The sequence below is a fragment of the Gilvimarinus gilvus genome, from assembly GCF_030518155.1.
Taxonomy (GTDB): Bacteria; Pseudomonadota; Gammaproteobacteria; order Pseudomonadales; family Cellvibrionaceae; genus Gilvimarinus; species Gilvimarinus gilvus.
This window is the reverse complement of sequence record NZ_JAULRU010000569.1, coordinates 270,336-296,641: the sequence shown is the minus strand read 5'-3', so window position 1 is coordinate 296,641 and position 26,306 is coordinate 270,336. Positions and strand designations below refer to the sequence as shown.

Below are 26,306 nucleotides of genomic sequence, written 5' to 3'. Positions count from 1 at the left end.
CGAGTATGAGTTAAGTTATGCAGCGTTTTGTCGGTCTATTATTGATATTTGTTATTTTCGCTCAGGGCAGCCTGGCCGCGGCCGACGCGCACGTATTGCATGACGCGGCAGGGGAAACCCTGCATCACCATACGCAAGCAGGCAACCAAAGTGTCAATCTGAATCATCTCACGAACGAAAAAAACGATATTGATCATGCCGGTATCGAGCAAGATGCCGGTGATCACGATTGTCACCATTGTTGTCATGGTCACTCGCTTAAATGTTTATCGGCAACTACGATTCAGCTCGAAATTCAGTTAAGATCTCAGCAATTTCTGTATTGCAATACGTATCTCTCCTATTACACCGGCCCAGACTCACCCCCTCCCATCGTATAACTGTCGAAAGTACTCGCTACCCGTAAATATTTTATTACCGCTGATTGCTTTAGCTGTCAGTTGGTATTAATTCGTATTTGGATGTTAACGATGATTTCAAATTTGTTTCCTCGCTTAAGCGTGGCAGCACTTTTTTGCTGCGCAGTTTTATTGATTGATTTTTCACAGGCTGAAGAAAATCATGAAGGCCATGATCATGACCACTCTCAGGCTTCCTCGAACTCGGCCACTAATAATGTACACGTTGAATCAAGACTTGGGGCACCGCGCGATGAGCATGACGAGGCTTATATAAAGCTAACGCGAGCGCAGTTGAGTGAGTTTGATGTTGAATTTGATGTGGTGTCTGCTGGCGTCATACGACAACAAACAGTTTTGCCAGGTCAGATTAGAATGAACACTGAAAATATTGCCCATATTTCACCGCGCTTTCCTGCCAAAATCCTCGATGTAAGTGCTCGAATTGGCGATACGGTCAAATCTGGACAGGTTTTGGCAAAAGCAGAAAGCTCAGAAACTCTGGCGCGCTTTGAAATAAAGTCCCTGATCGACGGGCAGGTTATAGAACGTCATATAACGCTGGGAGAGCACCTTATGCCAAGCGACAATGCATTCGTGGTCGCGAATATGAGTTCTGTTTGGTTAGATATAGCGCTTTACCCTGCGTATTGGGGTAGCGTTCGTAAGAATCAAATTGTGAGTGTTGGTTTCCCAAATGGTGAAGAAGTGGTTGAGGGTAATATTGATTATGTGGCGCCAACAATCAATGAGCTCACTCATACTGGTATAGCCCGCGTGTTTTTGAACAACCAAAGTGGTCGATGGAAGCCGGGGATGTTTGTAGAGGCAACTGTGACGTTGAAAACTGAACCAGCCGACGTTGTCGTACCGCTGAGTGCAGTCTTTGAATTGGAGGGCGGGAATGTGGTGTTTACACAGAGCGGCGAGTTTTGGCAAGCCCAGCTTGTCGAGTTGGGACGTAGGGATGACAGCCGTGTCGAAATTATCCATGGCCTTGAAGTGGGTGAAGCTTACGTCAGAAAAGGTGGTTTCATTCTAAAAGCACACTTGCAAAAATCAGAGTTCGAATCTGGGCATAACCACTGAAGGGGGCGGTATGCAGCGCATTATAGAGTTAGCTTTGTCCAGCCGTCCGTTCGTTTTTTTATTTTTTGTGGCGGTTCTTTTGGCAGGGTATTTTTCATACCAAAACCTTTCTGTGGAGGCGTACCCGGATATATCACCGGCTCTGGTTCAGGTATTTGTGGAAACAGAAGGTCTGGCGCCGGAGGAGGTGGAAAAATACGTTACCTACCCCATTGAAAACGCAATGAGCGGATTGCCTCAGCTCGATTACGTACGCTCGATCTCAAATTTCGGCTTGTCAGTCGTCAACATTTACTTCTATGAGAATACGGACATTTATTTTGCTCGCCAATTGGTAGGAGAGCGCCTACAGCTTGCTCGGGAGGATATTCCCGAGCAGTTCGGGGCTCCCCGCATGGGGCCAATCAGCACGGGCCTTGGTCAGGTGTTGTTCTATGTATTGGAAGATAAGAATAACCAATACTCGAATTCCCAGTTGCGAGAGGTCCAAGACTGGTTGGTTAAACTTAATTTGCAGACCGTGAAGGGTGTTGCCGAGGTATTGTCGGTTGGTGGTGCTGTTAAACAGTTTCAGGTGGTAATTGATCCGCTCGCATTGCGGCGATTTAACCTAAGTTTGCCTGAAGTTAAACGCCGCATCGAAATGAATAACGCAAATGCTGGAGCCCAATTTATCGTTAAAAACGATGAAGAGTACATTGTACGTTCAGTTGGCTTGGTGAGCGATCTTGATGACATTGGCCGTATTGTTGTCAAGACATTGGATGGCACACCTGTGTATTTACGCCAACTAGGTGAGCTGAAAATTGGCGGAGAAACGAGGCGCGGTGTCGCCACCAAGAACGGTATGGGTGAGGTTGTCGTCGGAATGGTCCTTAAGCTGGCAGGGAGCAATACCGACAAAGTAATTTCGGCCGTGAAGCAGGAGTTAGAAGTCATTAATGAGCAGCTGCCAGATGGGCTCGAAGTGGCCCCTTACTATGATCAAGCCACTTTGGTGAATGCAGCGCTTAACACTGTCGTTAACGCACTGGCTCTAGGCGTAGCAATCGTTACCTTGGTGCTTTTTATCTTCTTGGGCAGTGTTCGCCCGAGTGTTGTTGTGGCGTTGTCGATTCCATTCTCCTTGGCGTTTGCTTTTGTTGTGATGTACAGCACTGGATTGTCGGCCAACCTGATGTCCTTGGGGGGCATTGCCATTGCGATTGGTATGATGGTCGATGGTGCGCTGGTTGTGGTGGAAAATATTGAGCGTGCTTTGCGAGAAAATCATAAAAATACGTCGATGGTGACAATAGTGGCAAATGCCAGTGGCTCGGTTGTCCGTCCTATAGTGTTCGCTATCAGTATTATTGTTATTGTTTTTCTACCACTGTTTACATTGCAAGGAGTGGAGGGTGCAACATTCCGGCCTTTAGCCTATACAGTGGTCGCTGCCATGCTAGGCTCCTTATTTTTTGCGGTTTTCGTGGCGCCGGTACTGTCTTCATTGTTACTGACACCTTACGTGGAAAAGCGAACCCGACGAGGTAAATCGCAGACAAATATTTACTTGCCAGTCGTTGCATCAATGATTAAGTATAGGGGGTTGGCCGTCGTATTGGCTATGACATTGCTTTTGATTGGAGCCTTTGTTGCGCCGCGTTTGGGGTCAGAGTTTGTGCCAAGGTTGAATGAAGGTGATCTGCTGATTCGAGTGACTATGGCACCGTCAATTTCTTTAGTTCAAGCCGAGAAAATTATATCTGTTTTTGAAAATCAGTTGCTTGAGCGTTTTCCCGAAGTGTCGCAAGTTGTGTCTCGCGTTGGCCGCGGAGAAGTGGGTGCCCATGCCGACCCAGTTAACAATGCCGAAGTGTTTGTCGAGTTAAAACCTAAAAGTGAGTGGCGAACTGCACATTCACTTGATGGATTGTATGCGGCAATGAGCGAATCGTTTGTTGATTTTCCGGGAGCTCAATTTAGTTTCACACAGCCAATTGCGGCGAGTGTCGATGAGTTATTGACAGGTACTAAAGCGGAGTTGGCTATCAAGCTGGTGGGGGACAATTTAGATGTTCTTGCCGCAAAAAGCGGTGAAGTAGAGACCGTTATTCGTAGCATTACCGGCGCACATGATGTTCAGCGAGACCAGATTGGCGGAACGCCACAGCTACGTATCGAGTTGGATCGCGAGGCTATAGCCAGGTATGGCTTAAATGTTAGCGATGTTCAGGAGGTGGTCAGTATTGCTATTGGCGGAGCTCGGGCCGGCGAAGTCCTGGAGGGGGTCAAGCGCTTCTCAATATTATTGCGTCTTGAGCCTAAGGCCCGCGATAGTGTGGAAAGTATCCGGCGACTTGTCATCGAAAATGGATTAGGTCAAAACATCCCCTTGAGTACGCTGGCCAGTGTTGAAGAGGTTGTTGGTCCCAGACAAATTACACGGGAAAATAATCAGCGATTTATCACCGTACAGACTAATGTGCGAGGACGAGATATTGGTTCTTTTGTGCATGAGGCAGACCAGGCAATTAAGGAACGAGTCGACTTACCAGCGGGATATTTTCTGCGCTGGGGTGGGCAGTTTGAGCTTCAACGCAAGGCAAATGAGAGGCTCATGCTCGTTGTACCCATTACTTTGGTGTTGGTCTTATTTATGCTGTACCTCAACTTTAATGCCCTGACTCCCGCATTGTTGATCATATTGAATATTCCGCTGGCGCTGGTGGGGGGGCTTGTCGCTCTTTGGTTGAGTGGGCAAAGTTTATCGGTACCTGCCTCAGTGGGATTTATTGCATTATTTGGGATCGCACTGGAAAATAGCCTGGTAATGATCGCGAGGATTAACGAGCTTATTCGGCAGGGCAAGGGGGCTGTGGCTGCTTGTATCGAAGGCGCCGGCAATAGACTGCGATCGGTATTAATGACCGCTATCACCACGGCGGCGGGTCTAAGTCCATTGTTGTTCGCCTCGGATACCGGTAGTGAAGTTCAGAAGCCGCTAGCGACGGTCGTTGTGGGCGGTCTGGTTTCAGCGACCTTGCTTACTTTGCTGGTACTGCCTGCGGTGTACAGCTGGTTTGCGAGTCGTGCTGTGAGGCTGGCCTAGCCAGCTTCGTGCCGAAATTCATGACAAAGCTTTAAGTTGTCGAAAAAAATCACGTGACATTCAGGAAACTGGGGTATGCACGACCATAATCATGCGCATCAGCAGTCGGGGTCGGCCCGCATTGGCCTTGCTTTCGCCCTTAATTTTGGTTTTACCATCATCGAATTTGTTGGTGGAATCATGACCAACAGTACCGCCATTATGGCTGATGCTGTGCATGACTTGGGTGACAGCTTAGCGCTGGGAGGCGCCTGGTTTCTAGAGCGTATGGGCCGTCGAGAGGCTTCCGCGCAATTTACGTATGGGTTGCGGCGCCTGTCACTGTTATCGGCTGTGTTTAGTGCCGTCGTTTTGATCATTGGTTCAGTCTGGGTATTACAGGCTGCTATACCGCGCTTAGTTGATCCGGTCATGCCGCATACCGAGGGCATGATAGGGCTCGCTATTTTGGGTGTCGTAGTCAATGGCTTGGCCGCCTACCGCTTGAGTGCCGGTCGCACAATGAATGAAAGAGTACTTAACTGGCATTTGTTGGAGGACGTGCTTGGCTGGCTGGGTGTTCTGGTGGTCGCACTGGTACTGCAAGTCAAGCCATGGCCTATACTCGATCCGCTGTTATCTATCGCGTTCACCCTTTATATAGGCTACAGCGTGGTTAAGAATTTAATGGCAACTGTAAGGCTGTTTTTGCAGGGCGTTCCCGGGGAACTCAGTCAGTTTGCTGTGCGTGACGCTTTGCTTGAGATTGAAGATGTTGCCGAAGTACACCATTTACATATATGGTCACTTGATGGCGAGCATCACGTGCTTACAGCGCATGTCGTTGTCTATGCAGCAATTAGCGCTGAGCGGAATCGGGTGATTAAGCAAAATATTGCCGATGTATTGGTCCGCAATGGAATGTCGCATACCACCGTTGAAATTGAGTGGAATAACGAACCTTGTAGAGACCAGAGTACAACCAGGATTAATTGATACCTTCGTTGTTTGCTGTCAGTCGGCGGTATCTATGAGTTTATACGGGTGCTGTTGTATGTATTAATATTAAAGAGAGTGCTCTCCTGACCGATACGGTCTTTAGCTCGCCTATAATATTGGTTGATTACCAAAACGCGGAGTGATCCATGAAGACTAATTCGATTTCTCAGGGCATATTGCTGTTTTGGCTAACGCCAAAGCAAAGATTTGCGTTAGGTACCCTGAAAATCAAAGAAATCGTACCGTTTACCCAGTTAACTCAGTTGCCTGAACAGCATCCAGCGGTACTGGGCACGGCGCATATTCGCGGTGTCACGATGCCCGTAGTGGATATGGCCTATGCAATTGGCAGTACGCCTGTGGCCGCGGATGAGCACTCGAGCTGTTACATCATTATCACCGACTGTCAGCGTAAAACCATCGGTTTTATGGTGCGATCACTGGATCGTATCGTTGATTGTAATTGGCGAGATATCGAGCCACCGCCAAAGAGCTTGGGGCGTAGCGCTTGTGTTACCGGGGTAACCAAGGTAGATGACCAGCTAGTGCAATTGGTGGATGTTGAGCACATTTTCGCCAAGTTGTTTGGTATTGAAAGCAGTGTGTCGACGAATCAGTTGCCTTATGAGCAAGCCGATGTTCTTCAGCGCCTCAATATTCTTGTGGTAGACGATTCGTCGGTTGCCCGTAAGCAGCTATCGGATGCCTTAAATGGTATTGGTGTCAGCTATCAAATTACCGCGAACGGTCAGGAAGCCCTGGATATTATGCGCACTGAGGCCGATGCGGGACACCCCATAGACTTGTTGGTTAGCGATATCGAAATGCCTGGGCTGGATGGTTACGAGTTAGCGTTTGCCATTCGCGATAATCCATCGCTGGCTAAAGCTTATATTATATTGCACACCTCTATCTCAAGCGAAATTAGCGTCAGTCAGGCCCATCAGGTTGGTGCTAATGAAGCATTGACTAAGTTCGATGTGGATGAGCTTATTCAGGCAATGCTGCGTGGCGCTGCTCACGACTGAAACCGATTGAGTATGCGGTATTGGGAAGCGCGATGGCGACAGGAAACGCCTCGCTGTCTATGAGTCATTCAAGCGCCCGGGCTTTATTGCTGTGCGATTTTTAATTACGGGTAACGCTCCTATTGAGTGCTTGTCGGATGATGAGCGCTTTGCCTTCAGTATTATCTCTGATTGATATGCTGCTTCGCGTGTATGGCTTTTACCGGTTGACTACTATACGAGAAATTGAACGCTATTTCGCAGACTCAATTGGTCGCAACCCTCATTCCATCCCCTCAATATGTTTAACCCTTGAGTTGTAAATGAAAACTGCCGCGATTTTAGCTGAGCGGTGTGCACGCAAGTTGTATCGGAAATTGTGTTGACCTGCACCTAAACGCTGTAAACGACACAATGATTGAAGGTCAGTAAAAGATACCGGACCTAAAAAAATGCCCGGCTCAAGAGGCCGGGCACTTTTATGAGGGCATTTTTTCTTTACGCTGTTCTTTACTTATATCTATGCGATAAACTAAATTTTGACTCTTATAGGGCAGTGTACTTCAGTGTCACAAAGTGACCTTCTTTCAGGTCGTCTACACCGGCACCCGAGTGCAAACCAGAAATAGAAACAGACTCTGGTAATTCAATGACACGTGGGCTGCTACCGTCAGCAGGGCGAATAAGAGCCAAGCCTTGAGTACGGTTTATTTCCAAAATTTCACCTTTCACCAAACGGAAGTCAGTTTTTGCTTCTACCGGCTCGACTTTTTTCAAGCGAAGGGCAACATCCTGGCCGGCTTCAATGAGTGACATATCACGCTTTTTGTTGCCATTGATGTCAATTTGTGGCTTACCTGTGAACGCGTAGGTGTAGAGCTTGCCGGTGCCGTCTTCAATTACGGTGATACTTTTTGTCGCGTAGTCGACGGATTGAACTTTGCCGTCAATGTAGCGATCGGCGGCCGAGGCCGATACGGATGCCGCGAGTGCAGCGCCAGCTATTAGGGTGGCGATTTTGCTTTGCTTTGAAATAGTAAACATGAACAGGTCCTCATAAATGCCGTAAAAGATAATTGCCAAAAAGAGTAACGCCGGAAGTGTTCCGACTTGCTACCTATTCTACGGATATATGTTACCGTCGTGTTACCTGAGGTTACGCATTTTAAGATTTTTTAATTATTAATAGCTATATTTCTAAACAAATATTCCATATGGGAATTTAAATGACCCTAAGGTGTGCGAAAAAGAAATAAAGGCGTATAAACAGTGCATTCGCTGTGGTGAATGGTAACGAATTTTGGTGCGGCAGTGTTTCAGTTGTGCGCAATAGCGGGGCGGGCGTTGGGGGAGGCCAATGACCATATCGCCTGTCTCAGCCAGGTCGGTGAGGACTATTACAATGGCATTCCTGCCATACGTGCCAAGGTGGCGTTAACTCACAGTGGCGCCTGCGGTGTCATGATGTGGGAGTTAAGTCAGGATACTGGTGACGATACCTCTTTGCTCAAAGCGTTGCGGGAAGTGGTGACGGATCAGCCGGCTCGCTATCAGTGCCAATAATCACAAGCGTTTGTCGGCCGTCTAAATTAAGGGGGCTTCTTCCGGCCTTAAGGTTAAGACCTCAACCCCTTTATCGGTGACCAAAACGGTGTGCTCCCATTGGGCAGACAGCATTTGATCCTCGGTGACGACAGTCCACTGATCTGCCAGTGTGCGAGTTGTCGCACTGCCTTGATTTATCATCGGCTCAATGGTGAAGGTCATACCGGGTCGTAACTTGATTCCCTTGCCGGGTGAGCCGAAATGCAAGACATCGGGCGCCTCGTGCATTTGTTGGCCTATACCATGGCCACAATAATCGCGCACAACGCTATAGCCATTGAGCTTGGCGAACGCTGCAATAGCGTGGCCGATATCACCCAGCGTGTTGCCGGGTTTTACCGCATGAATGCCCCGCCACATAGCTTGGTAGGTTACATCGACCAGCCTTTGGCTGGCTTCTGAAGCCTGACCGATACAGTAGGTTTTACTGGAGTCGGCAATGTAGCCGTGCTTTTCTAACGTAATATCAATATTGACTATGTCACCGTCTTGCAAAGGCGAGTCTGTGGGGAAACCGTGGCAAACCACATGATTAGGCGATGCATTTAGGCTGAAAGGGTAGTCGTATTGACCCAAACTCGCCGGCCTGGCGCCCAGCTCGTTGCGAATATAGTGCTCTACCCAGTGGTTGATGGCGGCGGTGGTAACACCCGGCCGCATGCGTTGGTCTAGTTCGGAAAAAACCCGGGCCAGCAATTGACCCGCGTGACGCATCTTGTTGATGGCATCGGGGCTCTTCAATACCACCTTACTCATGACGCTGCTGCTCAATAAACGCTTGTTGAATAATCTCGCTGAAGGTTTTAGTGGGGTGGAGCTCGGCCTGTTGGCCAATTTTAAGCCAAAATTCGGCCTGTGCGTTGATAGAGCGCTCCATTACCTGGCTCGCTGTACGCACTTGATCATGCATATGTTCGGAGATTTTAACGATACCCATACGATAAACAACAGTCTATAGTGAATATACGGTATATATATGAAACGTATATTATCGGTTGGGGCTCGGTCATGCAACAATTTGATTGCATCGAGACAAAGCGGGCTTCACAATAGGGATTGAAAAGGCCTGTTGTTGGTCGATAAATAGTCAATAAATCATTCATGTTTTTTACCCCCGAACGTCTGAACTTCTTTAAGCCGCTTACCAGCAAGTATCGCGAATCCATCGCCCAGTGTTTGTGCCTGTTGTACGAGCGTTTGTACAGCTCCAATGCTGACTATGGTCACTCTTTGTCACGCGATCAGTTACTGGAGATACTGGAAGAGGCGTTGGCCCGCGCGCCCAAAATGGACGTGGGCGAGTTTGACGACAAAGACGACAGTCCGCAGCGTTTTAAATCGCTGCGAGAGCAAGCCACTTGGGTGATGAAGCAATTGCTTGAAAGCGGATGGCTGGAAAAACAGGTCGATACCGCCACCTTGCAGTCCACTTATCCTTTTAGTCGACTGGGGCGTTTATTTACTCAACCGCTGGTAGAGTCTGATACGACACGTATCCGAACCCGCCATCGCAATACCCGCAATACCTTGAATGCACTGGAGGCGTTTTGCAACCGCGCCGAGGTGCACGACCTGCTCGATGCCTACGAGTATTCCGAGCGAATTGTGACCGATTTCACCGACGTTATTTCAGAGCTCGAAGAGCGTAAACGCGAGCTAGTGCGAGAGGTGGAATCGCAGCAATTGGTACAACAGGCCACCGACCAGTTTTTTGAATTTATGGAAAAGCGCTTTCAGCCGGATTTGGCCGTAAGGTTGTCTGCCGATAGTGTCGAAAAGCATCGGGATCAAATCAGTAAAGTCATCGCCAAGGTCCGTCGCAAGCCAAAAGAGCACAAAGCGGATGTAGAGCGGCAGTTGCGCCGACTTATTCCCGAGCTCGCACACCCTGGCCAATCGGTACTTTGGACAATTCTCGATACGATTGAAAGGCGCATGGGTAATGCGGCTGAAATTATGCTGCCCGCACTGCGTCGGGCGCTTCACAGCTTCACCAAGCGAGCGGATATTATTATCCGCCAACTGACTTACCTAAACAGCCAAAGTCGAAATGATCTGGTCGAAGTTTGTCAGTCGTTGGTCGCTCAAGATGAGAAAAGCCAAAGTGCGAGCTTATCCCGTGCGGCCGACGCCATGGCGGGAATCAGAGTGCAATTGGTCGACCCCGGCGCATTGCGATTGCAGGAGCGCCGACCCAACGCCGTGGTAAAAACCGCCGTCACTGAACAGCCACCACTGGATACAGAAGCGGAGCGCGAACTGCTGATTCAGCAAATGCTTGATCAGGCCTTCGCGATGGATAACTCAAGCTTACGTGGCTACGTTGAGAAGGCCCTGCGTGATGGTCGCCAAGTATCCACACGCCACCTGCCGATAGACAGTGCCCGTGATTTACTGGCAATGGCCCATATTATCGAGGTTGCCTCACACAATAATTTGTCCAGCGGTCAAAAATTTAACGTCGAGCCTACGGGTGAGCAGCTAAGAACCGATTACTTTACCGCTGCCGATGAATTTTTAATTTCACTTTGTGAAACAAGTGCAAACGAGTAACTATGCTAGACAACTATATAAATGAAGCCCTGGCCAGCGTTCAGGTAACGCGTCAGGAATTTTCCGAGTTAATGATACGCTTGCTGGATTACGGCGTGTTATGTCGCGACGAAAGCCAAACCGAGGCCATGCTTTACGATCGCTACGTACAATGCGCGGCACTTGTGGAGGAGTACCTGGCGGTACTTAACGTGCGAGTGCAGCACGATCGTCAATTTTTCTTTGTGCGTATTTTTCCGCCCGGAGCGAATGTGCCGGGAGTTCCGGATGATGACAGTAGCCCGTTTAATCACGGGTTTAGGGTTCGTCCTAGCCAGCATGAAGTCGCGGTTATTTTGGTGCTGCGCGCAGAATACCAGAAAAGTTTGCGCGAGGGGCAGGTGGACGAGAAAGGTCGAGCCATGCTCTCGCTCGAGGGTTTGGCGATCGCTATGAATAATTTGTTGAAGCGGCAATTGCCTGAGGGGTTAGTGGAGCGCAAGCAAATATTTCGTCGTTTAAAACAATTGCGTCTTATACAGTATCAACTGGAAGACGACCTGGACAGCGACGAAAGCTGGATAAGTATTCAGCCATCCATTACCAGCTTTGTGGGTGAAGAGGTATTGCAGGCGTTGGTTGAGGGCGGGGCATCAGGCGAACAGACGCAGCGCATAACAAGTGTAGGCGACGATAGCACCGAAAACGAAGGTGCGGCAGACATTAATGAGGAGCTCAGTTAATGTTTTTAAAGCGCGGTATTTTTGTTAACTGGGGTAACATTCCTCAGTTGGAGTTCGAATTTGGCCCCATAAATTTGTTTTCCGGCGGGAACGGATCGGGTAAAACCACGGCGGCCGACGCTATTCAGACATTAATGACCGCGGCCCATGAAAATCTGTTTAATTATAATCCCGGCCAGGATGAAACCACTCAGCGTGGCCGTGGTGGCAAACAAGTGCGCACTCTGGCGTCCTACGTTTTAGGCTGTGATGATGGCAGTTACGCCCGGCCCTGGACAGTTGATGGGTATGTGGCTGGCATTTTTCACCCCACTCAGGGTGAAGGCGGGGAACCCTTTACTGCGGTTATGTGTGTCCGGGCGCATCTTGACAGTGCGGGCAGTCAAAAGCAGGCGCGTCTCGATACATTAGAGTTTTTGATTGTACCGGGCGAGCAGTTAAGTCTTTCTCACTTTGTGAAGAGCTACCCCGATGGCAAGCATGTTGTTCCTATTACCGACATTGTGACCTTACTTAAAAAAGAGTTTGGCGCGAGTGGCATTGAGCAATACGACAAAAAAGGCGCTTACTTGCGCCGTCTGTACGGGGCATTGCGCGGACGCAAGGACGCGGTCTCAGATCGCGAAGCCAAGCACGCGGCGCGTACGTTTGCCAATTTTATGGCCTACAAACCGGTGAAGAGTATTACTGAGTTTGTCGCCCGAGAAATTCTGGAGCCGCGCGATCTGGGCGATGCTATTCGCAATGTAGCGGACTTAATGAAAACCATTCACCAGATGGAATCCGATACCCGGGCGATTCGCGATGCCATTGTTACCTTAGAAAGTGCACGTGATTGCTCGACTCGTTATGTCGATGCATGGGTTGAACGCCAGTTGGCAGAGTACAGCGAAGCGACCCGCCTCACTAAGGTTAATCAACGCGGGTATCTCAGCGCCAAAGCAGAACAGAAAAATATTCTGGAGCAAATTACCGCCAATGAAGTGGCGCAGCGTGACAGCGAAGATCGGCGCCGTGCGGCTCACGAATCGCAGGTTGCCTTAGAGGCGCAGCGTCAGGGAATTAGCGCGTTGAAAAGCAAGGATGATCTGGAACAAACCATTGCGGATCGTACCCGCGAGTTGGCGGGCAGGGCTCGCCCTGTGCACGAACAGAGCCAACAAATGCAGCGCAATGTGCAAGCGACTGAGCAATTACTGCAGTTGTTGTCGCAAAGCTCTTTAGGCGTTGATGTTCCGACCATTGATGGCAAAGCATTCAGGCAGCTGGGGCAAAAGGTTGTTGCCACCGCCGATCAAGTGGCAGTAGATCTGGCGCAGCTCGTCAACAAAGACTGGGTAGGCATTGAGCAGCTTGAGAGTGACGTGGCGAAAATCAAAGCCGCTGAGAGTGCGCACAGTCAATGGGCCGATACTTTGCACAGTGCGGCACTTTCTGCCAATGGTGAAAGCGTGCGCAGTCAAATAGCGCATTTATTGATGCAGGCGGAACGCAAGCGGCAGGACCTCAATGGTAAGCTGAAGCAAAGGCAACGAGACGTGGCCTTACTGCAAACGCAGAAAGTGAATTACCCCCCGTATGTCGAAGCGGCATTACAGGCAATCCACCAGGCAATACCGGAAGCTGAGCCGTGTGTATTGTGTGACTATGTCAATGTACTCGATGCGAACTGGCAAATGGCCATCGAAGGCTATTTAGGGGGTGCCAGATTCTCGATTCTTGTTGAGCCCGCGTATGAAGCCGAGGCCATGCGATTGGTTCGCTCCATGCCCGGCGCGCGTCGCAATAAGGCAAGGGTGATTCAGGGTGAGAAAGCCCGACGCGATGCCGAACGTTGGACTGCGCCGAGCGGATCGATCATCGATGTTATGGCGTTTGATCACAAAGTAGCAGAGTATTATCTGCGCGCATCCTACGGTAATGTTTTACGAGTGGATGATGCGCAGACCCTGCGCGGCACCGCAAGGGGTATTACCCCCGAAGGTTTGGGTAGCGGTAATTACAGCATGTGGCGCTGCGACTTAGACGATAGCGAGCTAGTGTTTGGTCAACATGCGCGCGAAAGGGCCTTAAAAGCCAAACTGCGCGAATGTGAGCAACTGCTTGCCGATGCTAATCACAGCGAGCAGGCCTACCAACAGTTGGCGCGTGTAATAGAGTTGATGGACGCGATTGCTCAAGTACAGGCTGGCGAAGCCATTGCCGGTATGATGGATTGTCATCGGGCCATCCAAAGCGCGGAAAAAGCATTGGCGCAATTGGATTTGAGCGACTTTAACGAGCTGGAAGCTGAGTTGACTCAGCTTAAGGCACAGTATCAGGAAGAAGAAAACCGTCACCGGGCGCTGGTAGAAGACGCAGGCAAGCTTAAGGAGCGCGAGCGCACCATGGCGCGCCAGGTAGGCCAATTAGCGGATGCACAAGATGCGTTGGCCGAGGCGCAAGACGACGCCGAACAGGCCGTGTATCTAATGGCGGATCACTACCCGGAACTTGATGTCGATAATGCGATCGGGGAGGCCTGTCATCGCGCCGAACAAGCGGCAGAAAATTTCACGTTCGCCGACGACATTGCCGCACTTAAACAACAGCTGGAGTCACACGAGCGCGCGCTGCACAGCGCCATTATGCAACACAATCAGCGTTGCCATATGCAGGACTCCATTGTTTACGACACCGGTATGGGCGAGCCTCACGGTATCGAATGTTTCCGGCGCGTATTGGCCATGGGCAACGAAGTGGTCAGTTTATTTAACCGTTTTAAAAACAATGTATTGGTTGATAAACACGAACAGTTAGCTGAGTTACGCGATAGTTTCAATACCGCGTTTGTCACCAATCTGTGCCATTCCATTTACCAGGCTGTGAAAGACGGTGAGCGAACGTTGACCGACTTGAACAAAGAGCTTGAATACCATCGCTTTGGGGCCGATCGGGAGCGTTTTTACTTCGGCTACGATTGGGTGCCAGAGTTTAAAGACTACTGGCGATTTTTTACCGAAGTGATAGCCGTGCCGAATTTGGGTGATGGCACCAGCTTGTTTGACGCCGAGTTGTCGGTAAAAGCCTGTCAGGTGCGGGACCGAATGCTTGACATGCTGCTCGATAAAGACGAGCAGGTAGCCCTGCGTGAATTATCGCGTATCAGCGATTATCGTAACTATCGCTACTATGAAATTTATAAAGAGCCAGAGGGCAAAGCCGCTATTGCGCTTAGTCAGTATGGTACGGGTTCTGGCGGTCAGTTGGAAACGCCCGCTTATATTATTCGTTCCGCCGCAGTGACGAGTGCCTTTCGATTTAACGAAGGTGACAGCCACTTGCGTATGGTACTGGTGGATGAAGCCTTCTCAAAAATGGATGAGAATCGCTCACGCGAAGTGATTCACTATTTGACGCAAACTTTGGGGCTGCAACTTTTGTTTATTATGCCAAGCAGCAAGTCGGGCCCTTTTATGGACTTAATCAGCAACCAATTTGTATTCAGTAAATGCCCAACAGCGCAGCCGATGGGGGAATTGAAATCCAGAGTTTTGGTGGATCGTAAGGCTTGCGATCAGGAAAAAATTCGCAAGCTTTGGCAAAATCATCGTAAAACCGTAAGGCATCAGGCAATGCTGGATTTTATGGACACGTTCGAGGCGTAAAATGAGAGCGACACCAACACCACCGGTTTGGTTAGAGGAACCTCTTATACAAAGGTTATTGAACGTCTTTGTCGATAAACTGGAGCGCGGTGTTAAACTTATTATCAAAGTCGGAGCCAAAACAACGCCTGAGCTGTATGAGTTTGATGAAGACGTACAGTATCTTTGGGCATTGGTTGAGAGTTTAGACAAAGACTGTAAGCTGATTACCATTAAAAAAGCCAAGGTTAAGCCCTTTCAGGAAGTCTATGAGGGGGCGCAGTTGCGGTTCATTCCAGAGCGTGAGGAAGTGTTGCGTGAGTGGTTAAATCGGCCCGCACTCGATCCATACGCGGTAGTTTGGAACAGTGAACTGGAAAAAGTAGCCGATTCAAACCCTGCCAAAGCCGTTCTGGCGCACAACCTTATTCGGCTTCCCGAGTGGGGCGCCGAACAAACGTTGCGCGGTTTGTTGGCCATTGGTCAAACGTTGCAACAGCCAATGACCTTGCGTCAGCTTTCCGCTCGCTGCTTTGCGGGTCATTCTAAAGTGTTGGACCGGCACGAAGATTGGGTGCGGCTGTTGTATCCTGATCTGGCCCATCGCATTTTGCCGCGGCCACTGCTGGTAACGCTGCACTTACCCGAGCATTTCTCTGAAGTTCTGTTTATCGAAAATCAGGATACGTTTCTGGAACTGGCAGCCCAGCCGCAGTCACATTTCGCGCTGGTGTATAGCGCAGGCTTTGCGCTGAGTGCTGAACGCACCCGAACAAAGGGGCAGGTGGTTTTTACCTACACGCAAGTTTCCGATGAAGCGCGTGCCGGTTTTGAAAGGTTTTGGTTCGACGCTCACGCCTCTGTGCCAGTTTGGTTTTGGGGGGATCTCGACTTTGCGGGAATGGCTATTCTCAGATCCTTGCGTGCAAGTTTTGCTCAGACTCAGGCCTGGCAGCCTGGCTATCAGCCATTGCTGGAACTTCTGCAAAATGGGGAGGCGCACAGTGCGACGATGGCGGGCAAGACCGCTCAGGTAGACCCGGGCACCACAGGGTGTCACTATGCCGATGAGCAATTGCTTGTCGCTATTCGCCGCCATAATGGTTTTGTCGATCAAGAGGCAGTTCGTCCTTTGTTAGGAGACTGTTACTAGCCACCTCTAGGTCACCCTTTCAAGTCCAGGTGGGCAATGCAGCATCAGGGCTTGCCCTGAGAGCGCCGGATGGCAATCAACATGGGTGGCAACACCGCCTTGGTGGTCGTTGAGGGAGCTTGATATCCCTTAACCTGAAGCGCCCACTGCTTGATTGAGGTCAATTGCGTATACCGTAAAGCAGTCTTTATACTGATGCATATTCTATAAACATAAGCGCCGAGTGATCATGACTGAGTACCCCATACCTAAGCAGGCCACGCGTGTACGCGAGGTCACAGGTACCACCCCCTATACGTTTAATAAAGATATTAGGGGCGCCAGTGAGCCCATTATTATGCGAGGCTTAGTCGGCGACTGGCCAATGGTGCGCAAGGCCCTGCAAAGTGATGATGCCTTGTGCGAGTACCTGGCGGGCTTCGATCGCGGTATGCCGTTAACGGCCATGCAGGGCCCGGCCAGTAACGATGGGCGAATATTCTACAATCAAGATTTAACCGGCCTCAATTGCCGCCCCTCACAAACTCAATTACCCACGGCGCTTGAGTTTATTCGCAAGCATGCCGGTGATGCACAAAGCCCAACTTTTGCCATTCAATCGATTGTGGTTCCTCATCATTTGCCGGGCCTTGAGCGAGAGCTGCCGATGCCGTTGTTGGCGGAGCAAGTTGAGCCGCGCATATGGATTGGCGGCAAAGCGACGGTGGCGGCGCATTACGACGCCTCAGAAAATATCGCCTGTTGCGTTGCGGGGAAAAGAAGGTTTACTTTATTCCCTCCTGAGCAAGTCACAAACTTGTACCCTGGGCCCTTTGAGATGACACCGGCCGGCGCGGTGATCAGTATGGTTGATTTCGATAATCCGGATCTCCAAGCGCATCCGCGATTTGAGCAAGCGTTGGCGCACGCCCAGGTTGCCGATTTAGAGCCTGGCGACGGGCTGTATATTCCTTATCTGTGGTGGCACCACGTGCGCGCCTTGCAAGGCCTGAATGTACTGGTGAACTACTGGTGGGGTGAACCTAATCCCAGCTATGGCGATCCGCGCAATGCGCTTTTTTTCGCAATGATGGCGCTCAACACACTCCCCGCGGGGCAGCGCGAAGCCTGGCGGCACCATTTTAATCACTATGTTTTTGACAATGCGGGTGATCTTGGCAGCCACCTGCCGGATGGGCGTCGCGGTATTATGGAGACATTTAGCACCGATGCTTTGAAACGACTCAAGCAGCGTTTAATTCAGGTGCTTAGCCGGAAGTAATAAACCCGTTAAAGGGGGACGGTAAAGCGTTGTTGGGGCAGTATGGCGACTACCAGGCGGGAAAATATGGAGTGAGGGGAACTTTCGCAGATGTCGCTGTCTATATCTGTAGTAGTGGCAGTAATACATAGTGACTCTCCTCTCTCACCCGGCTTTCGCCGGGTGTTTTTTTATCTGCGAAGTCGAATTTCTAGTTTGCGGCGAGCTACCTAGCTTCGATTAACCACTGCTGGCGATAGCCGCCGTGCTCTTTGCCCAATACGGTCGCGAGGTGCGGAAGGGTTTGCTCAAGCTGCGTATCGACTTGCCACGGTAAGTTGATCACGGCCATACCGCTGCCGTGCATACCATAGTCCTCACTTTGCGCTTTTATCCAGAGTTCCGCTACAAACAGGTTGGCGGGTTTGAGCGAGGTGAGGCGCGCTAGCAGCCCATCGGCCTGATTACGCGCCCGCCCCAGCAGCGGGTACCAGATGGCCAGGGTTCCGGTGGCCCATCGCCTGTGCAGATTTTTTACGCATTGTATGACTCGGTCGTATTCGTTTTGCTGCTCGTACGGCGGATCAATCAGTAGCATTCCCCGTCTTGGAGTGGGCGGGCAGAGCGCTTGCACCCCTTCGAACCCATCGCGATGATGGCAGCTGACCCGAGCGTCGCGACGAAACTGTTGATGCAGGTTGGCAAACTCTGTGTTGTGTAATTCAATCAGTTGCAACTTATCTTTGTCCCGTAACATGTGTGCGGCAATTGCTGGCGAGCCCGGGTAACGGCCGCTCCGGTAGAGCGTGTCCACCAAAGATAGGTAGCTCTGACCCACAGGAAGGCTGGATGACGCGTTTAGCAGTCGCTTGATACCCTCGGCGTACTCTTGGGTTTTCTGCGCCATATCGCCATCGAGATTGTACAGGCCGGCGGCCGCGTGGCTATCCATATAGGTCAGTGGCTTGTCTTTCTCAAGCAGCTTTTCCAGAATGAGCGTCAGGCACAGGTGTTTGAACACATCGGCGTGGTTGCCGGCATGGTAGGCGTGGCGGTAGCTGAGCATAGGCGAGAGTCTGGGATTGGCGACAGTGAATTCTATAGTGATTTGGCACAATTCCAAACAAAAACCTAACCTTTTCGATGTGCAGCTGAGGTGTGACCAAATCGTTTACTTGGTAACCGGTTTCATATAGTCTTTTGGACTGACAATAATAAATTAACAGTGGGTGGTTTCATGCGTTCAATACCGGTGTTGTGGGCTCTGGCCGTTGTGGTTGGGCTTAGTGCATGCGGAGGTGGCGGCGGTGGTTCTTCCAGCCCCAGCCCTAATTCTTCCAGTGTAAGCTCTTCTAGCGAAAGCTCCTCCAGTGAATCATCGAGCAGCGACAGTTCCAGCAGCGAGTCCAGCTCTTCTTCCAGTTCTTCATCCAGTTCTGTGGCTGCGCTAGCCTGCGGTGTAAATGCGCCCGAAGTCATGCCCACCGATGCCTCACAATTGCCGGCGATAAAGTGCATTGCCGTGGATCAGTTCGGTTATCTGCCGGCCGCGACCAAAATCGCCATTTTACGCAACCCGATCGAAGGCTTTGACGCCGAGCTTAGCTTTACACCGGGCGCTGAGTACCAGGTGGTTAATCTGGATACCGCAGAGGTGGCCCTGACGGTAAGCCCGGCGGCATGGAAAGATGGCACCACCAATACCACTTCGGGGGATCGGGTGTGGTGGCTGGATATTTCAGCGCTGAGCGCTGCGGGGCGTTATGTGTTGGTGGATGCCGAGCGCCATGTGCGGTCGGTAGAGTTCCAGGTGGCGGACAACCCGTACCGGCCCCTGTTAATTGAAGCGGTGCGAACCTTCTTTTACCAGCGCGCGGGTTTTGCCAAGCAAGCCCCTTACGCCGATGCCGGTTGGGTGGATGGCGCCAGCCATTTAGGAGCGGGGCAGGATACCCAGGCCCGGCTCTATAACCAAACCGGCGATGCCAGCACCGAGCGCGACTTAAGCGGCGGTTGGTACGATGCCGGTGATTACAACAAATACACCAACTGGCATGCGTCTTACTTGGTTAGCATGATGCATATTTACAATGATCGCCCCGGTGTGTTTACCGATGACTTCAATATCCCGGAGTCCGGCAATGGCTTGCCCGATTGGGTGGATGAAATTAAGTGGGGAATGGATTGGCTGGTAAAAATGCAGGAAGCCGATGGTTCCCTCCTGTCAGTGATGGGGCTAGGGCACGCCAGCCCACCCTCGGCGGCAACCGGCCCCAGCGTTTACGGCCCGTCTACCACATCGGCCTCTTATTCCGGGGCCGCGGCTTTCGCATTGGGGGCGGAGTTTTTCAGCCAGTTTAATAACGACGCCCTTAATCTATACGCGCAAGACCTGGCCACGCGCGCCGAGCAGGCCTGGAGCTGGGCGGAGGCCAACCCCGAGGTCACCTTCCGCAACTCCGACAATGGTGTCGCCGCCGGCGAGCAAGAGGTGGATGCCAATGGCCGCGCCGAGAAAAAGCTGATGGCGGCTATTTATCTGTTTGCATTAACCGGTGATACCGCGTACCGGGATTATGTCGATGCCAACACACCCAATATCGGCTGGGTCGCGCCCTGGAATGAAGAGTTGCTGCACACTTTGCTGCACTACGCGAGCCTTGCCAATGCCACGGGCAATATCGCTAGCGCCATTGAGGCCGGTTATGTGCAATCTATGCAAAGCGTGGAAAACTGGGGCGCGGTTAACGACCAAACCGGCGCTTACCGGGCCTATCTGGGGGATGGCAATTACACCTGGGGCAGCAGCCGCACCATGGGGGTTAAGGGTTCCACCTTCTACCACCTGAAAAAGTTTGGCTTGGGCGACAACAGCGCTGCGGATATTGAGAGCGTCGCTCTGGGCTACATCAATTACCTGCATGGCACTAATGCCATGGGTAAGGTGTACTTGTCGAATATGGCGCAGTTTGGTGCGGAAGACTCGGTGGATAGCTTCTACCACTCCTGGTTTACCGACGGCAGTGCCGATTGGGATTCGGTGTCGCAGTCCAATTATGGCCCGGCGCCAGGTTTTGTGATTGGCGGTGCCAACCCGCAATACAATTGGGATTCCTGTTGCCCGGATAGCTGTGGCAATACCGATAACAATGCCCGCTGCGGTATGGCGCCGCCGGCACCGCCCTTTAATCAGCCGCCGATGAAGTCGTATGCGGATTTTAATGATGGCTGGCCGATTAATTCCTGGCAGGTGACGGAGAATTCTAATGGGTATCAGTTGGGGTATATTCGGTTGTTGTCGAAGTTTGTGGATTGATTTCTTTTGCCTGATTAGGCGTTTGGGGTAGGGGGGGGCTTTTTCGTCCGTCCTCTGACGTCTGACTTCAGACAATCTTTCCCCCTTTTGCCCTGTTTCGCCGGGCGGGCGAGCTACTTCTTTGGTGAGCAAAGAAGTAGCCAAGAAACTCACCCCTGTATCTCAGCCCTGCGGGTTCCTTCTCTCCGGCAGATTTGGGCGGTCGGAAAAAATCGCGCTCCCACGCGTTTTTCCTTAATCGCGCGTCCATGCGCGATTAACCACCCAAATCTACCTGCGTTCAGCTGGTTACAATGGGGAGGGTCACTTCGTAGCTCTATTTGTTTCAATATTATCCGACATCCGACATCCGACATCCGACATCCGACATCCGACATCCTCTCCCCCAATGCACGCTTTGCTGTTTTCAATACATTGAAATTACTTTAGTATCAATTACTTAACCAGCTCGGAAGGTTAGATAGTGAGACCACTGCATGCATGATAACGCGCATGCACGCTTTGCCTCTCCTTTCCGGAACGAAAATAAACAAGTAAGCTATTAAAAATCAATGCTTTGCGCTATTGTCTTCTTGTTGTTTCGGGGGTGGATAGCGCGCGAGCCCTATATACAAATGTTAAGTGTCAGGATCAAATATGAAGTTTAGCGGCGAAATCGAAGAAATAAGAAAGCGCTGGCACTATCAAGAATTGGTGGGTGGGTGGCGGTCTCTGCCATCAAAAAGAAGAGATGAAGTCGCATCTGATATCGAGGAGTCTGCCCGAGAATTACAAGGCACTATGCCAGAACTCTCTTCTGATTTAATGGTGGCCGTTGACGCATTGGAGTCACTTGCCGTAGCTGGTGATGTGGAGAGCCATAGCCAAGCAATCAAAGACATTAAAACGCTTCTAAAAGCCTTAGCGGAGAAATAGAGCCTGTGCGTAATTCACACTTAACAAGTTTGGCAAGTGGGACAGCTAAAAGCGTGGCTTCGCCACAACGCTTCCCCTTCCAAAGGCGTTAGGCGTCACTGGAGGCATCAATGGAAATTGAGTTCCAAATTGGAAATACTCCCGTCAAGTTTCAGCGAAACTGGTTATTCGGTGGCATACGCTTTGTCACTCCGCACGAGACAACTCTGCTACAACATCCGGCTAATCCGCTTACTCACTTTTCCACGCGGCTGAAGCAGTCATGGAAAGGTCGAATCGAGGGGCAGAGCGTTGTGGTGGAGAAAGTCCGCCCGCTCTTACTAGCGGGTCTTCGGCCTCAAAGTTACAAGGTGTTCGTGAACGATCAGTTGGTGGCAGAGGCACACGGCTACTAGCGTATAGAAAGACTGAGGATCAATAGGGTCAGAGTTGTTGAAATGCAAAGCTCCTCGTGATGTGGGCATTAGATTTTTACAATTAAAAAGGAAGTTTCATGCGTTTATTTGCAGTATGTTTTTTAATCATTGCTCTATTGGGCTGCCAAGCATCTCAACCCACCAAAAGTCAGTCGTCCTCAGGCCTTGTGATTTTGGGGTTAATATTTGGAATCACTCAAGATGAATCCCTGAGTGTATCTGAAGTCAGGCTCGCAAGAGTTGAGGATGTAGGCTCGAAGTCAACCATCGAATACGAACTAGAGCCTCATCTTATGGAACAGGCTGTTTTTGAACTGACAGAAATGTGGTCCGGTAAGAAATCAGATTACGAGCCTGGTAACGAGTTCTTTGTAATTTGCATTTACACTAACATCGAGCCAGACGATGTGGGTTGTAGATCAGATCAATCGGGTCAGAGTCGTTAAAGCTTCTGTGATAAAAAGTTGAGAGATAACTACTTATTAGGATTAATAATGAAAAACTTTGAAGAAGTGTTTGAGCGCCATTTATTTGCTAGCCGCTGGCTTTTGGTGCCGTTTTTTGTTGGGTTGGTGGCGGCGGTTGCTGTTTTGTTGTTGAAGTTTGTCAAAGAGATTATTCATATTGTTCTGAATATCAATGATCTCAGCGGGTCGGAGGTTATTCTTCATATTTTGACGCTGATCGATATTTCTCTGATTGCCAGTTTGATTTTCATTATCGTGTTTAGCGGTTATGAGAGTTTTGTTTCGAAGATTGAAGTCGAAGATGATGGGGATCGCCCGGGTTGGATGGGTAAGGTTGGTTTTGCGGGCCTTAAGATTAAGGTGATTGGCTCTATTGTTGCCATTTCGTCTATCGAGTTGTTAAAGGTGTTTTTGACTATGACCGAAGACAGTGACCAGAGCCTTGTTATGTGGCGGGTTATTATTCATATGACGTTTGTGGTTTCTGGTACTTTGATGGCCTTGCAGGAGAAGCTTACGTCCAGTCATTGATCTTGATTTAGCTCTCTCTGGTTTTATTGGTTTATATACAGTGGGAAGATTGTATGAAGTGTCCAAAATGCAAAGGATTTTCCCATTTTCTATGCGAATGGCTTAGGTGATGATGCAGGGCGCTATTTCCCAATATATGAGGCTGTGCTGGCGCTGGCGCAGGGCCTAGACGCGGCGTAGGCGACGGAGTTACACTGCCGGAAGGGCTGAAAAAAGTTTTCCGTAAAGCTTTTTTTAAGTAATCCAATTTTGATCTTATTCGTATTCTATTATGTGAGTTTGGGCTTGCTAAGCCTATATTTGATTGGTAATCCGTTATAGGAGTGTTATATGAAGTTTTTGCTGAAAACAGCGTTGGCAGGCGTTTTTACTTTTGCTGCGGGTGGTGCTCTGGCGGCGGATTGTGAGGTTAATGTCGATAGTACGGATCAGATGCGGTTCGATACTGACGCTATTAGTATTCCGGCTTCTTGCGAGAGTTTTACAGTGAATCTGACCCACTCAGGCTCCATAGCCGCTAACATTATGGGGCACAACTGGGTGCTGACTAAAACAGCTGAGTTGCAGGCTTTGGCGCAAGAGGGAATGAGCGCGGGCATTGAAAACAACTACCTTCCCCCGGACGATGCGCGTGTTATTGCCGCCACTAAGATTATTGGCGGTGGCGAGAGTACATCCGTGACGTTTGATGTCGCTGCGCTAAACCCCGAGGAAGATTACAGCTTTTTCTGCTCCTTTCCCGGCCATTATGCGCTGATGAAAGGTACGGTTACCATCGATTGATAGAATCGTAGGTAAGAAAAAGCCGACCTTCGGCTCGGCTTTTTAATGCTGGTGTGCGGTCCCGTAACCCCCCAATAATCCACAACGGTTATTAGTAGAAAATTCCTTGAAAATAGGATCAAGGATTTGTGAACGAGCTATCGGCGAGTTCGTTTTGCGATAAGCTCAGGTGTGCAGAATTTTAATAAGGTGGTATTTCGTTAATTCTTTATCTCTTGGCTAATTCGTAAAAGAAATTTGTTGTTTTCTGATTTACAGGGAAATAGGTCTCAATCACTAACTCTTGCAGATTAACATCTTGCGCTGTACCAAAGGTGCTTAGCGTGGAAAAAAGCTCCAGGCTCTCTCCCTGGGCCTTAATTTTAGCGGTTAGCATTGGCCCTTCACTGAAACCCGCTGGCGTGTCGCGCCAATTCTCGGGCGGGTTCATGTTCAGTACTTTTTGGTAAAGTTCCTGCAATGCGGGGGATGGTTGGCTGTGCACTTGTAGGTGTAACCTGCGAAGTAGAACGCTGGCCACCTCAGCCCAGTTCTCTATGGCAGGTTTTAAGCTATTTGGGTCGAAGGTTGCCTCAAGCATATTAAACTCCCCCGTTGGCTGTTCTCGCAACAAGGTTTCTAGCATGCATTGTAACGGCGCGTTGGCCATAGCGAGATTCCATTGGCCATCTAAGACTGCGGCTGGGAAAGGGGCGTGGTTATCCAGCATCAACTTAAGCGCGTCGCGTACAGGCGTTAGATTGGTATCTGTGAGCGCCATGCTCGTGTATTGAGCGGCGTAGCCGTAGGCATTAAGCAATGCATTGGTGTTGCGGTGGCAAAGCTCTAACGTATAGGCAAGCTTGAGTAACAATTCTCTGCTCGGCGTGGAGCGCCCGGTTTCGATAAAACTGATATGGCGCGTAGAGACGTCCGCTTCCAGTGCAAGGAATTGCTGCGACCAGCCTTTACTTTTTCTAAATTCAACAAGTATGTTTTTTGTGCCTGTCATGTTGCTTCCGTAATGCCAAGAATGTTTTTTTTGCCTTTGATCGCTTCACTCTGAGAGCCATTACCTCTTAGGTAATGGCCTCATATATCGAACTCCGGAATACTACGGGGTATTGCGGAGGAGCAGAATATGATGAATAAGCCAGCAATTACAACGGTATTAAAGTTAAATGCAACTACATCAATGGCAGCGGGAATACTTCTGGTACTAGGGGGGCAATGGTTGGCCCCGTGGTTTGGCGAACTATCGGCGTTGGTTTATCAAATCGTGGGGGCCGGTTTATGCGTGTTTGCGGCCTTGGTATGGTTTGTTCAACGACACCTGCCGGGTTCTCGCGCTTGGATTGGTATGATATTTATCCTGGATTTGGCATGGCTAATCGCAACACCCATCGTCATGGCCTTATTCTATGACAGTATTTCCCTACTACTCCATGCACTGCTTGCAATAACGTTTGTCATTGTAGGGCTGTATGCCTACTGTGAATACAAAGCGATTCACTCTCTAGGCGCTTAAGCTCCAACCGAATGACGCGAGGGCTAGTCGCCGACTTCCAGCAACAGTGGATTGCAAATCAGCCCTTGAAACCGGGGTAGGCATGCGCCTTCATGACCTGCGCTATAGTGCGGTAAAGTTCCACCCAGGCTTGGCGCGCTTCGGGGGTAAAGGCATCACCGAGCCCTTGTTTCAATGTTTGCAGTAGTGCGTTACCGACCGTGGTGTAGTCACTTGGTCGAACGCCATACTGTACATGCCGCTCCGCTAAGGTTTTAAGTACGGGCACGACTTTGCCGATATCGTCTAAACCTGCGACAGCAACCTTTAAGGTCGTCATTAGCTTTTTACCTTGTGCCTTCATGTCACCTTTGAACATCAGCCTCAATTCCGGGTTAAGCTCAAATAACCGTTTGTAAAATATATCGGCCGCTGTATCCGCAATAGGCTCCACTTGGGCAAAGCTGTCCTGAATCAATGTCACTTGACGGGTTGATAGCGCCATAGTCTCATCCTTTAGGTGTGCAACAGAGAATTTGAGTATAGACGTTATTTATAGCGGCATTTAAATGCCCTAGATTCGTTTGAGGTGTGCGTGTCTGGCTGGGTGATCCAGCGAACATTGTTTGTCGGGCGATTACGCAGCGCCATACACGGTCAGGTTCGCGCTATGCAATCGCTATGCACTAGTGGTGAGCGTTACGCAAAATGGCAACCGAAATATCAGGTTGAACACAATGGCCAGGCGTATGTTGGTTAGGTGACAGTGCGTGTATCATTGTCCGGCGCCACTGCATGGGTTAAAGGGAGTTGCCGACGGCGCGTAACGATTCAGGTTATTTAGCATCCACTGTGGATGAGCGCCTGCAACGATTGTATCCAGCTATCGGCCGGGCTTGCACCCCAGCGTCGACTTGGGGCATCCTAAAT

Annotated in this window: 25 protein-coding genes; 17 read left to right on the top strand and 8 right to left on the bottom strand. The window is 50.1% G+C overall.

Features of this window, described 5'->3' with window-relative positions:
- Positions 1 to 38: 38 nt before the first annotated feature.
- Positions 39 to 248, bottom strand: coding sequence for a hypothetical protein (locus QWI17_RS11995; RefSeq protein WP_302722743.1), 210 nt, complete (start codon positions 246 to 248; stop codon positions 39 to 41).
- A 192-nt stretch (positions 249 to 440) separates the two neighbouring features.
- Here QWI17_RS11995 and QWI17_RS11990 point away from each other — a divergent pair, with 192 nt between their 5' ends.
- From QWI17_RS11990 to QWI17_RS11975, 4 genes are all read left to right on the top strand, one after another.
- A complete protein-coding gene (locus QWI17_RS11990; protein WP_302722742.1) occupies positions 441 to 1,487 on the top strand; it encodes an efflux RND transporter periplasmic adaptor subunit in 1,047 nt (348 codons plus the stop codon).
- 10 nt (positions 1,488 to 1,497) lie between these two features.
- Positions 1,498 to 4,578, top strand: a complete 3,081-nt coding sequence (locus tag QWI17_RS11985) for an efflux RND transporter permease subunit (RefSeq protein ID WP_302722741.1) — start codon at positions 1,498 to 1,500, stop codon at positions 4,576 to 4,578.
- A gap of 75 nt (positions 4,579 to 4,653) precedes the next feature.
- On the top strand, positions 4,654 to 5,553 hold the full coding sequence (locus QWI17_RS11980; RefSeq protein ID WP_302722740.1) for a cation diffusion facilitator family transporter: 900 nt from the start codon (positions 4,654 to 4,656) through the stop codon (positions 5,551 to 5,553).
- Between the two features lie 149 nt (positions 5,554 to 5,702).
- Positions 5,703 to 6,584 carry a chemotaxis protein gene (locus QWI17_RS11975; protein ID WP_302722739.1) on the top strand — a complete coding sequence of 294 codons (882 nt, stop codon included), beginning with the start codon at positions 5,703 to 5,705 and terminating at the stop codon, positions 6,582 to 6,584.
- Positions 6,585 to 7,109: 525 nt separating this feature from the next.
- On the opposite strand, the gene QWI17_RS11970 is transcribed toward QWI17_RS11975, so the two are convergent.
- Positions 7,110 to 7,607, bottom strand: coding sequence for a hypothetical protein (locus QWI17_RS11970; RefSeq protein ID WP_302722738.1), 498 nt, complete (start codon positions 7,605 to 7,607; stop codon positions 7,110 to 7,112).
- Positions 7,608 to 7,850: 243 nt separating this feature from the next.
- Here QWI17_RS11970 and QWI17_RS11965 point away from each other — a divergent pair, with 243 nt between their 5' ends.
- Positions 7,851 to 8,126, top strand: coding sequence for a hypothetical protein (locus QWI17_RS11965; RefSeq protein ID WP_302722737.1), 276 nt, complete (start codon positions 7,851 to 7,853; stop codon positions 8,124 to 8,126).
- A 21-nt stretch (positions 8,127 to 8,147) separates the two neighbouring features.
- Here the strand turns inward: QWI17_RS11965 and map are convergent, their stop codons facing one another.
- Positions 8,148 to 8,924 (bottom strand): type I methionyl aminopeptidase, encoded by a 777-nt coding sequence (gene map, locus QWI17_RS11960; protein WP_302722736.1) that lies wholly within the window; start codon positions 8,922 to 8,924, stop codon positions 8,148 to 8,150.
- The gene (locus tag QWI17_RS11955) at positions 8,917 to 9,105 is read right to left on the bottom strand and encodes a ParD-like family protein (protein WP_302722735.1); all 189 of its coding nucleotides are present in this window, start codon (positions 9,103 to 9,105) and stop codon (positions 8,917 to 8,919) included. The genes map and QWI17_RS11955 overlap by 8 nt, the downstream gene beginning before the upstream one ends.
- 164 nt (positions 9,106 to 9,269) lie before the next feature.
- Between QWI17_RS11955 and QWI17_RS11950 the strand changes: the two genes are divergently transcribed.
- The 5 genes from QWI17_RS11950 to QWI17_RS11930 all read left to right on the top strand — a co-directional run bounded on the left by QWI17_RS11950 (position 9,270) and on the right by QWI17_RS11930 (position 17,483).
- Positions 9,270 to 10,721, top strand: coding sequence for a Wadjet anti-phage system protein JetA family protein (locus QWI17_RS11950; protein WP_302722734.1), 1,452 nt, complete (start codon positions 9,270 to 9,272; stop codon positions 10,719 to 10,721).
- Positions 10,722 to 10,723: 2 nt separating this feature from the next.
- A complete protein-coding gene (locus QWI17_RS11945) occupies positions 10,724 to 11,443 on the top strand; it encodes a DUF4194 domain-containing protein (protein WP_302722733.1) in 720 nt (239 codons plus the stop codon).
- Positions 11,443 to 15,090, top strand: coding sequence for an ATP-binding protein (locus QWI17_RS11940; protein ID WP_302722732.1), 3,648 nt, complete (start codon positions 11,443 to 11,445; stop codon positions 15,088 to 15,090). Before QWI17_RS11945 ends, QWI17_RS11940 begins: the two co-directional genes overlap by 1 nt.
- 1 nt (position 15,091) lies before the next feature.
- Positions 15,092 to 16,222: a Wadjet anti-phage system protein JetD domain-containing protein gene (locus QWI17_RS11935; RefSeq protein ID WP_302722731.1), complete on the top strand. Its 1,131-nt coding sequence runs from the start codon at positions 15,092 to 15,094 to the stop codon at positions 16,220 to 16,222.
- A gap of 229 nt (positions 16,223 to 16,451) precedes the next feature.
- Positions 16,452 to 17,483, top strand: a complete 1,032-nt coding sequence (locus QWI17_RS11930; RefSeq protein WP_302722730.1) for a cupin-like domain-containing protein — start codon at positions 16,452 to 16,454, stop codon at positions 17,481 to 17,483.
- A 205-nt stretch (positions 17,484 to 17,688) separates the two neighbouring features.
- Here the strand turns inward: QWI17_RS11930 and QWI17_RS11925 are convergent, their stop codons facing one another.
- Complete coding sequence (locus QWI17_RS11925; RefSeq protein WP_302722729.1) at positions 17,689 to 18,528, bottom strand: 23S rRNA (adenine(2030)-N(6))-methyltransferase RlmJ; 840 nt, start codon at positions 18,526 to 18,528, stop codon at positions 17,689 to 17,691.
- Positions 18,529 to 18,650: 122 nt separating this feature from the next.
- Positions 18,651 to 18,941, bottom strand: a complete 291-nt coding sequence (locus QWI17_RS11920; RefSeq protein WP_302722728.1) for a hypothetical protein — start codon at positions 18,939 to 18,941, stop codon at positions 18,651 to 18,653.
- Here QWI17_RS11920 and QWI17_RS11915 point away from each other — a divergent pair.
- The 6 genes from QWI17_RS11915 (at position 18,940) to azu (ending at position 23,890) form a co-directional block, all read left to right on the top strand.
- Complete coding sequence (locus QWI17_RS11915; RefSeq protein ID WP_302722727.1) at positions 18,940 to 20,778, top strand: glycoside hydrolase family 9 protein; 1,839 nt, start codon at positions 18,940 to 18,942, stop codon at positions 20,776 to 20,778. The genes QWI17_RS11920 and QWI17_RS11915 overlap by 2 nt on opposite strands.
- Positions 20,779 to 21,414: 636 nt before the next feature.
- Positions 21,415 to 21,693 (top strand): hypothetical protein, encoded by a 279-nt coding sequence (locus QWI17_RS11910; protein WP_302722726.1) that lies wholly within the window; start codon positions 21,415 to 21,417, stop codon positions 21,691 to 21,693.
- Between the two features lie 110 nt (positions 21,694 to 21,803).
- Positions 21,804 to 22,088: a hypothetical protein gene (locus QWI17_RS11905; RefSeq protein ID WP_302722725.1), complete on the top strand. Its 285-nt coding sequence runs from the start codon at positions 21,804 to 21,806 to the stop codon at positions 22,086 to 22,088.
- Between the two features lie 98 nt (positions 22,089 to 22,186).
- Positions 22,187 to 22,555 (top strand): hypothetical protein, encoded by a 369-nt coding sequence (locus tag QWI17_RS11900; protein WP_302722724.1) that lies wholly within the window; start codon positions 22,187 to 22,189, stop codon positions 22,553 to 22,555.
- Between the two features lie 48 nt (positions 22,556 to 22,603).
- The gene (locus QWI17_RS11895) at positions 22,604 to 23,107 is read left to right on the top strand and encodes a TIGR00645 family protein (protein ID WP_302722723.1); all 504 of its coding nucleotides are present in this window, start codon (positions 22,604 to 22,606) and stop codon (positions 23,105 to 23,107) included.
- Positions 23,108 to 23,437: 330 nt separating this feature from the next.
- Positions 23,438 to 23,890, top strand: a complete 453-nt coding sequence (gene azu, locus QWI17_RS11890) for an azurin (RefSeq protein WP_302722722.1) — start codon at positions 23,438 to 23,440, stop codon at positions 23,888 to 23,890.
- A 208-nt stretch (positions 23,891 to 24,098) separates the two neighbouring features.
- On the opposite strand, the gene QWI17_RS11885 is transcribed toward azu, so the two are convergent.
- Positions 24,099 to 24,881: a helix-turn-helix transcriptional regulator gene (locus QWI17_RS11885; RefSeq protein WP_302722721.1), complete on the bottom strand. Its 783-nt coding sequence runs from the start codon at positions 24,879 to 24,881 to the stop codon at positions 24,099 to 24,101.
- 129 nt (positions 24,882 to 25,010) lie between these two features.
- Between QWI17_RS11885 and QWI17_RS11880 the strand changes: the two genes are divergently transcribed.
- Positions 25,011 to 25,397, top strand: a complete 387-nt coding sequence (locus QWI17_RS11880) for a hypothetical protein (RefSeq protein WP_302722720.1) — start codon at positions 25,011 to 25,013, stop codon at positions 25,395 to 25,397.
- A 58-nt stretch (positions 25,398 to 25,455) separates the two neighbouring features.
- On the opposite strand, the gene QWI17_RS11875 is transcribed toward QWI17_RS11880, so the two are convergent.
- Positions 25,456 to 25,881, bottom strand: a complete 426-nt coding sequence (locus tag QWI17_RS11875) for a globin family protein (RefSeq protein ID WP_302722719.1) — start codon at positions 25,879 to 25,881, stop codon at positions 25,456 to 25,458.
- Positions 25,882 to 26,306: the final 425 nt, after the last annotated feature.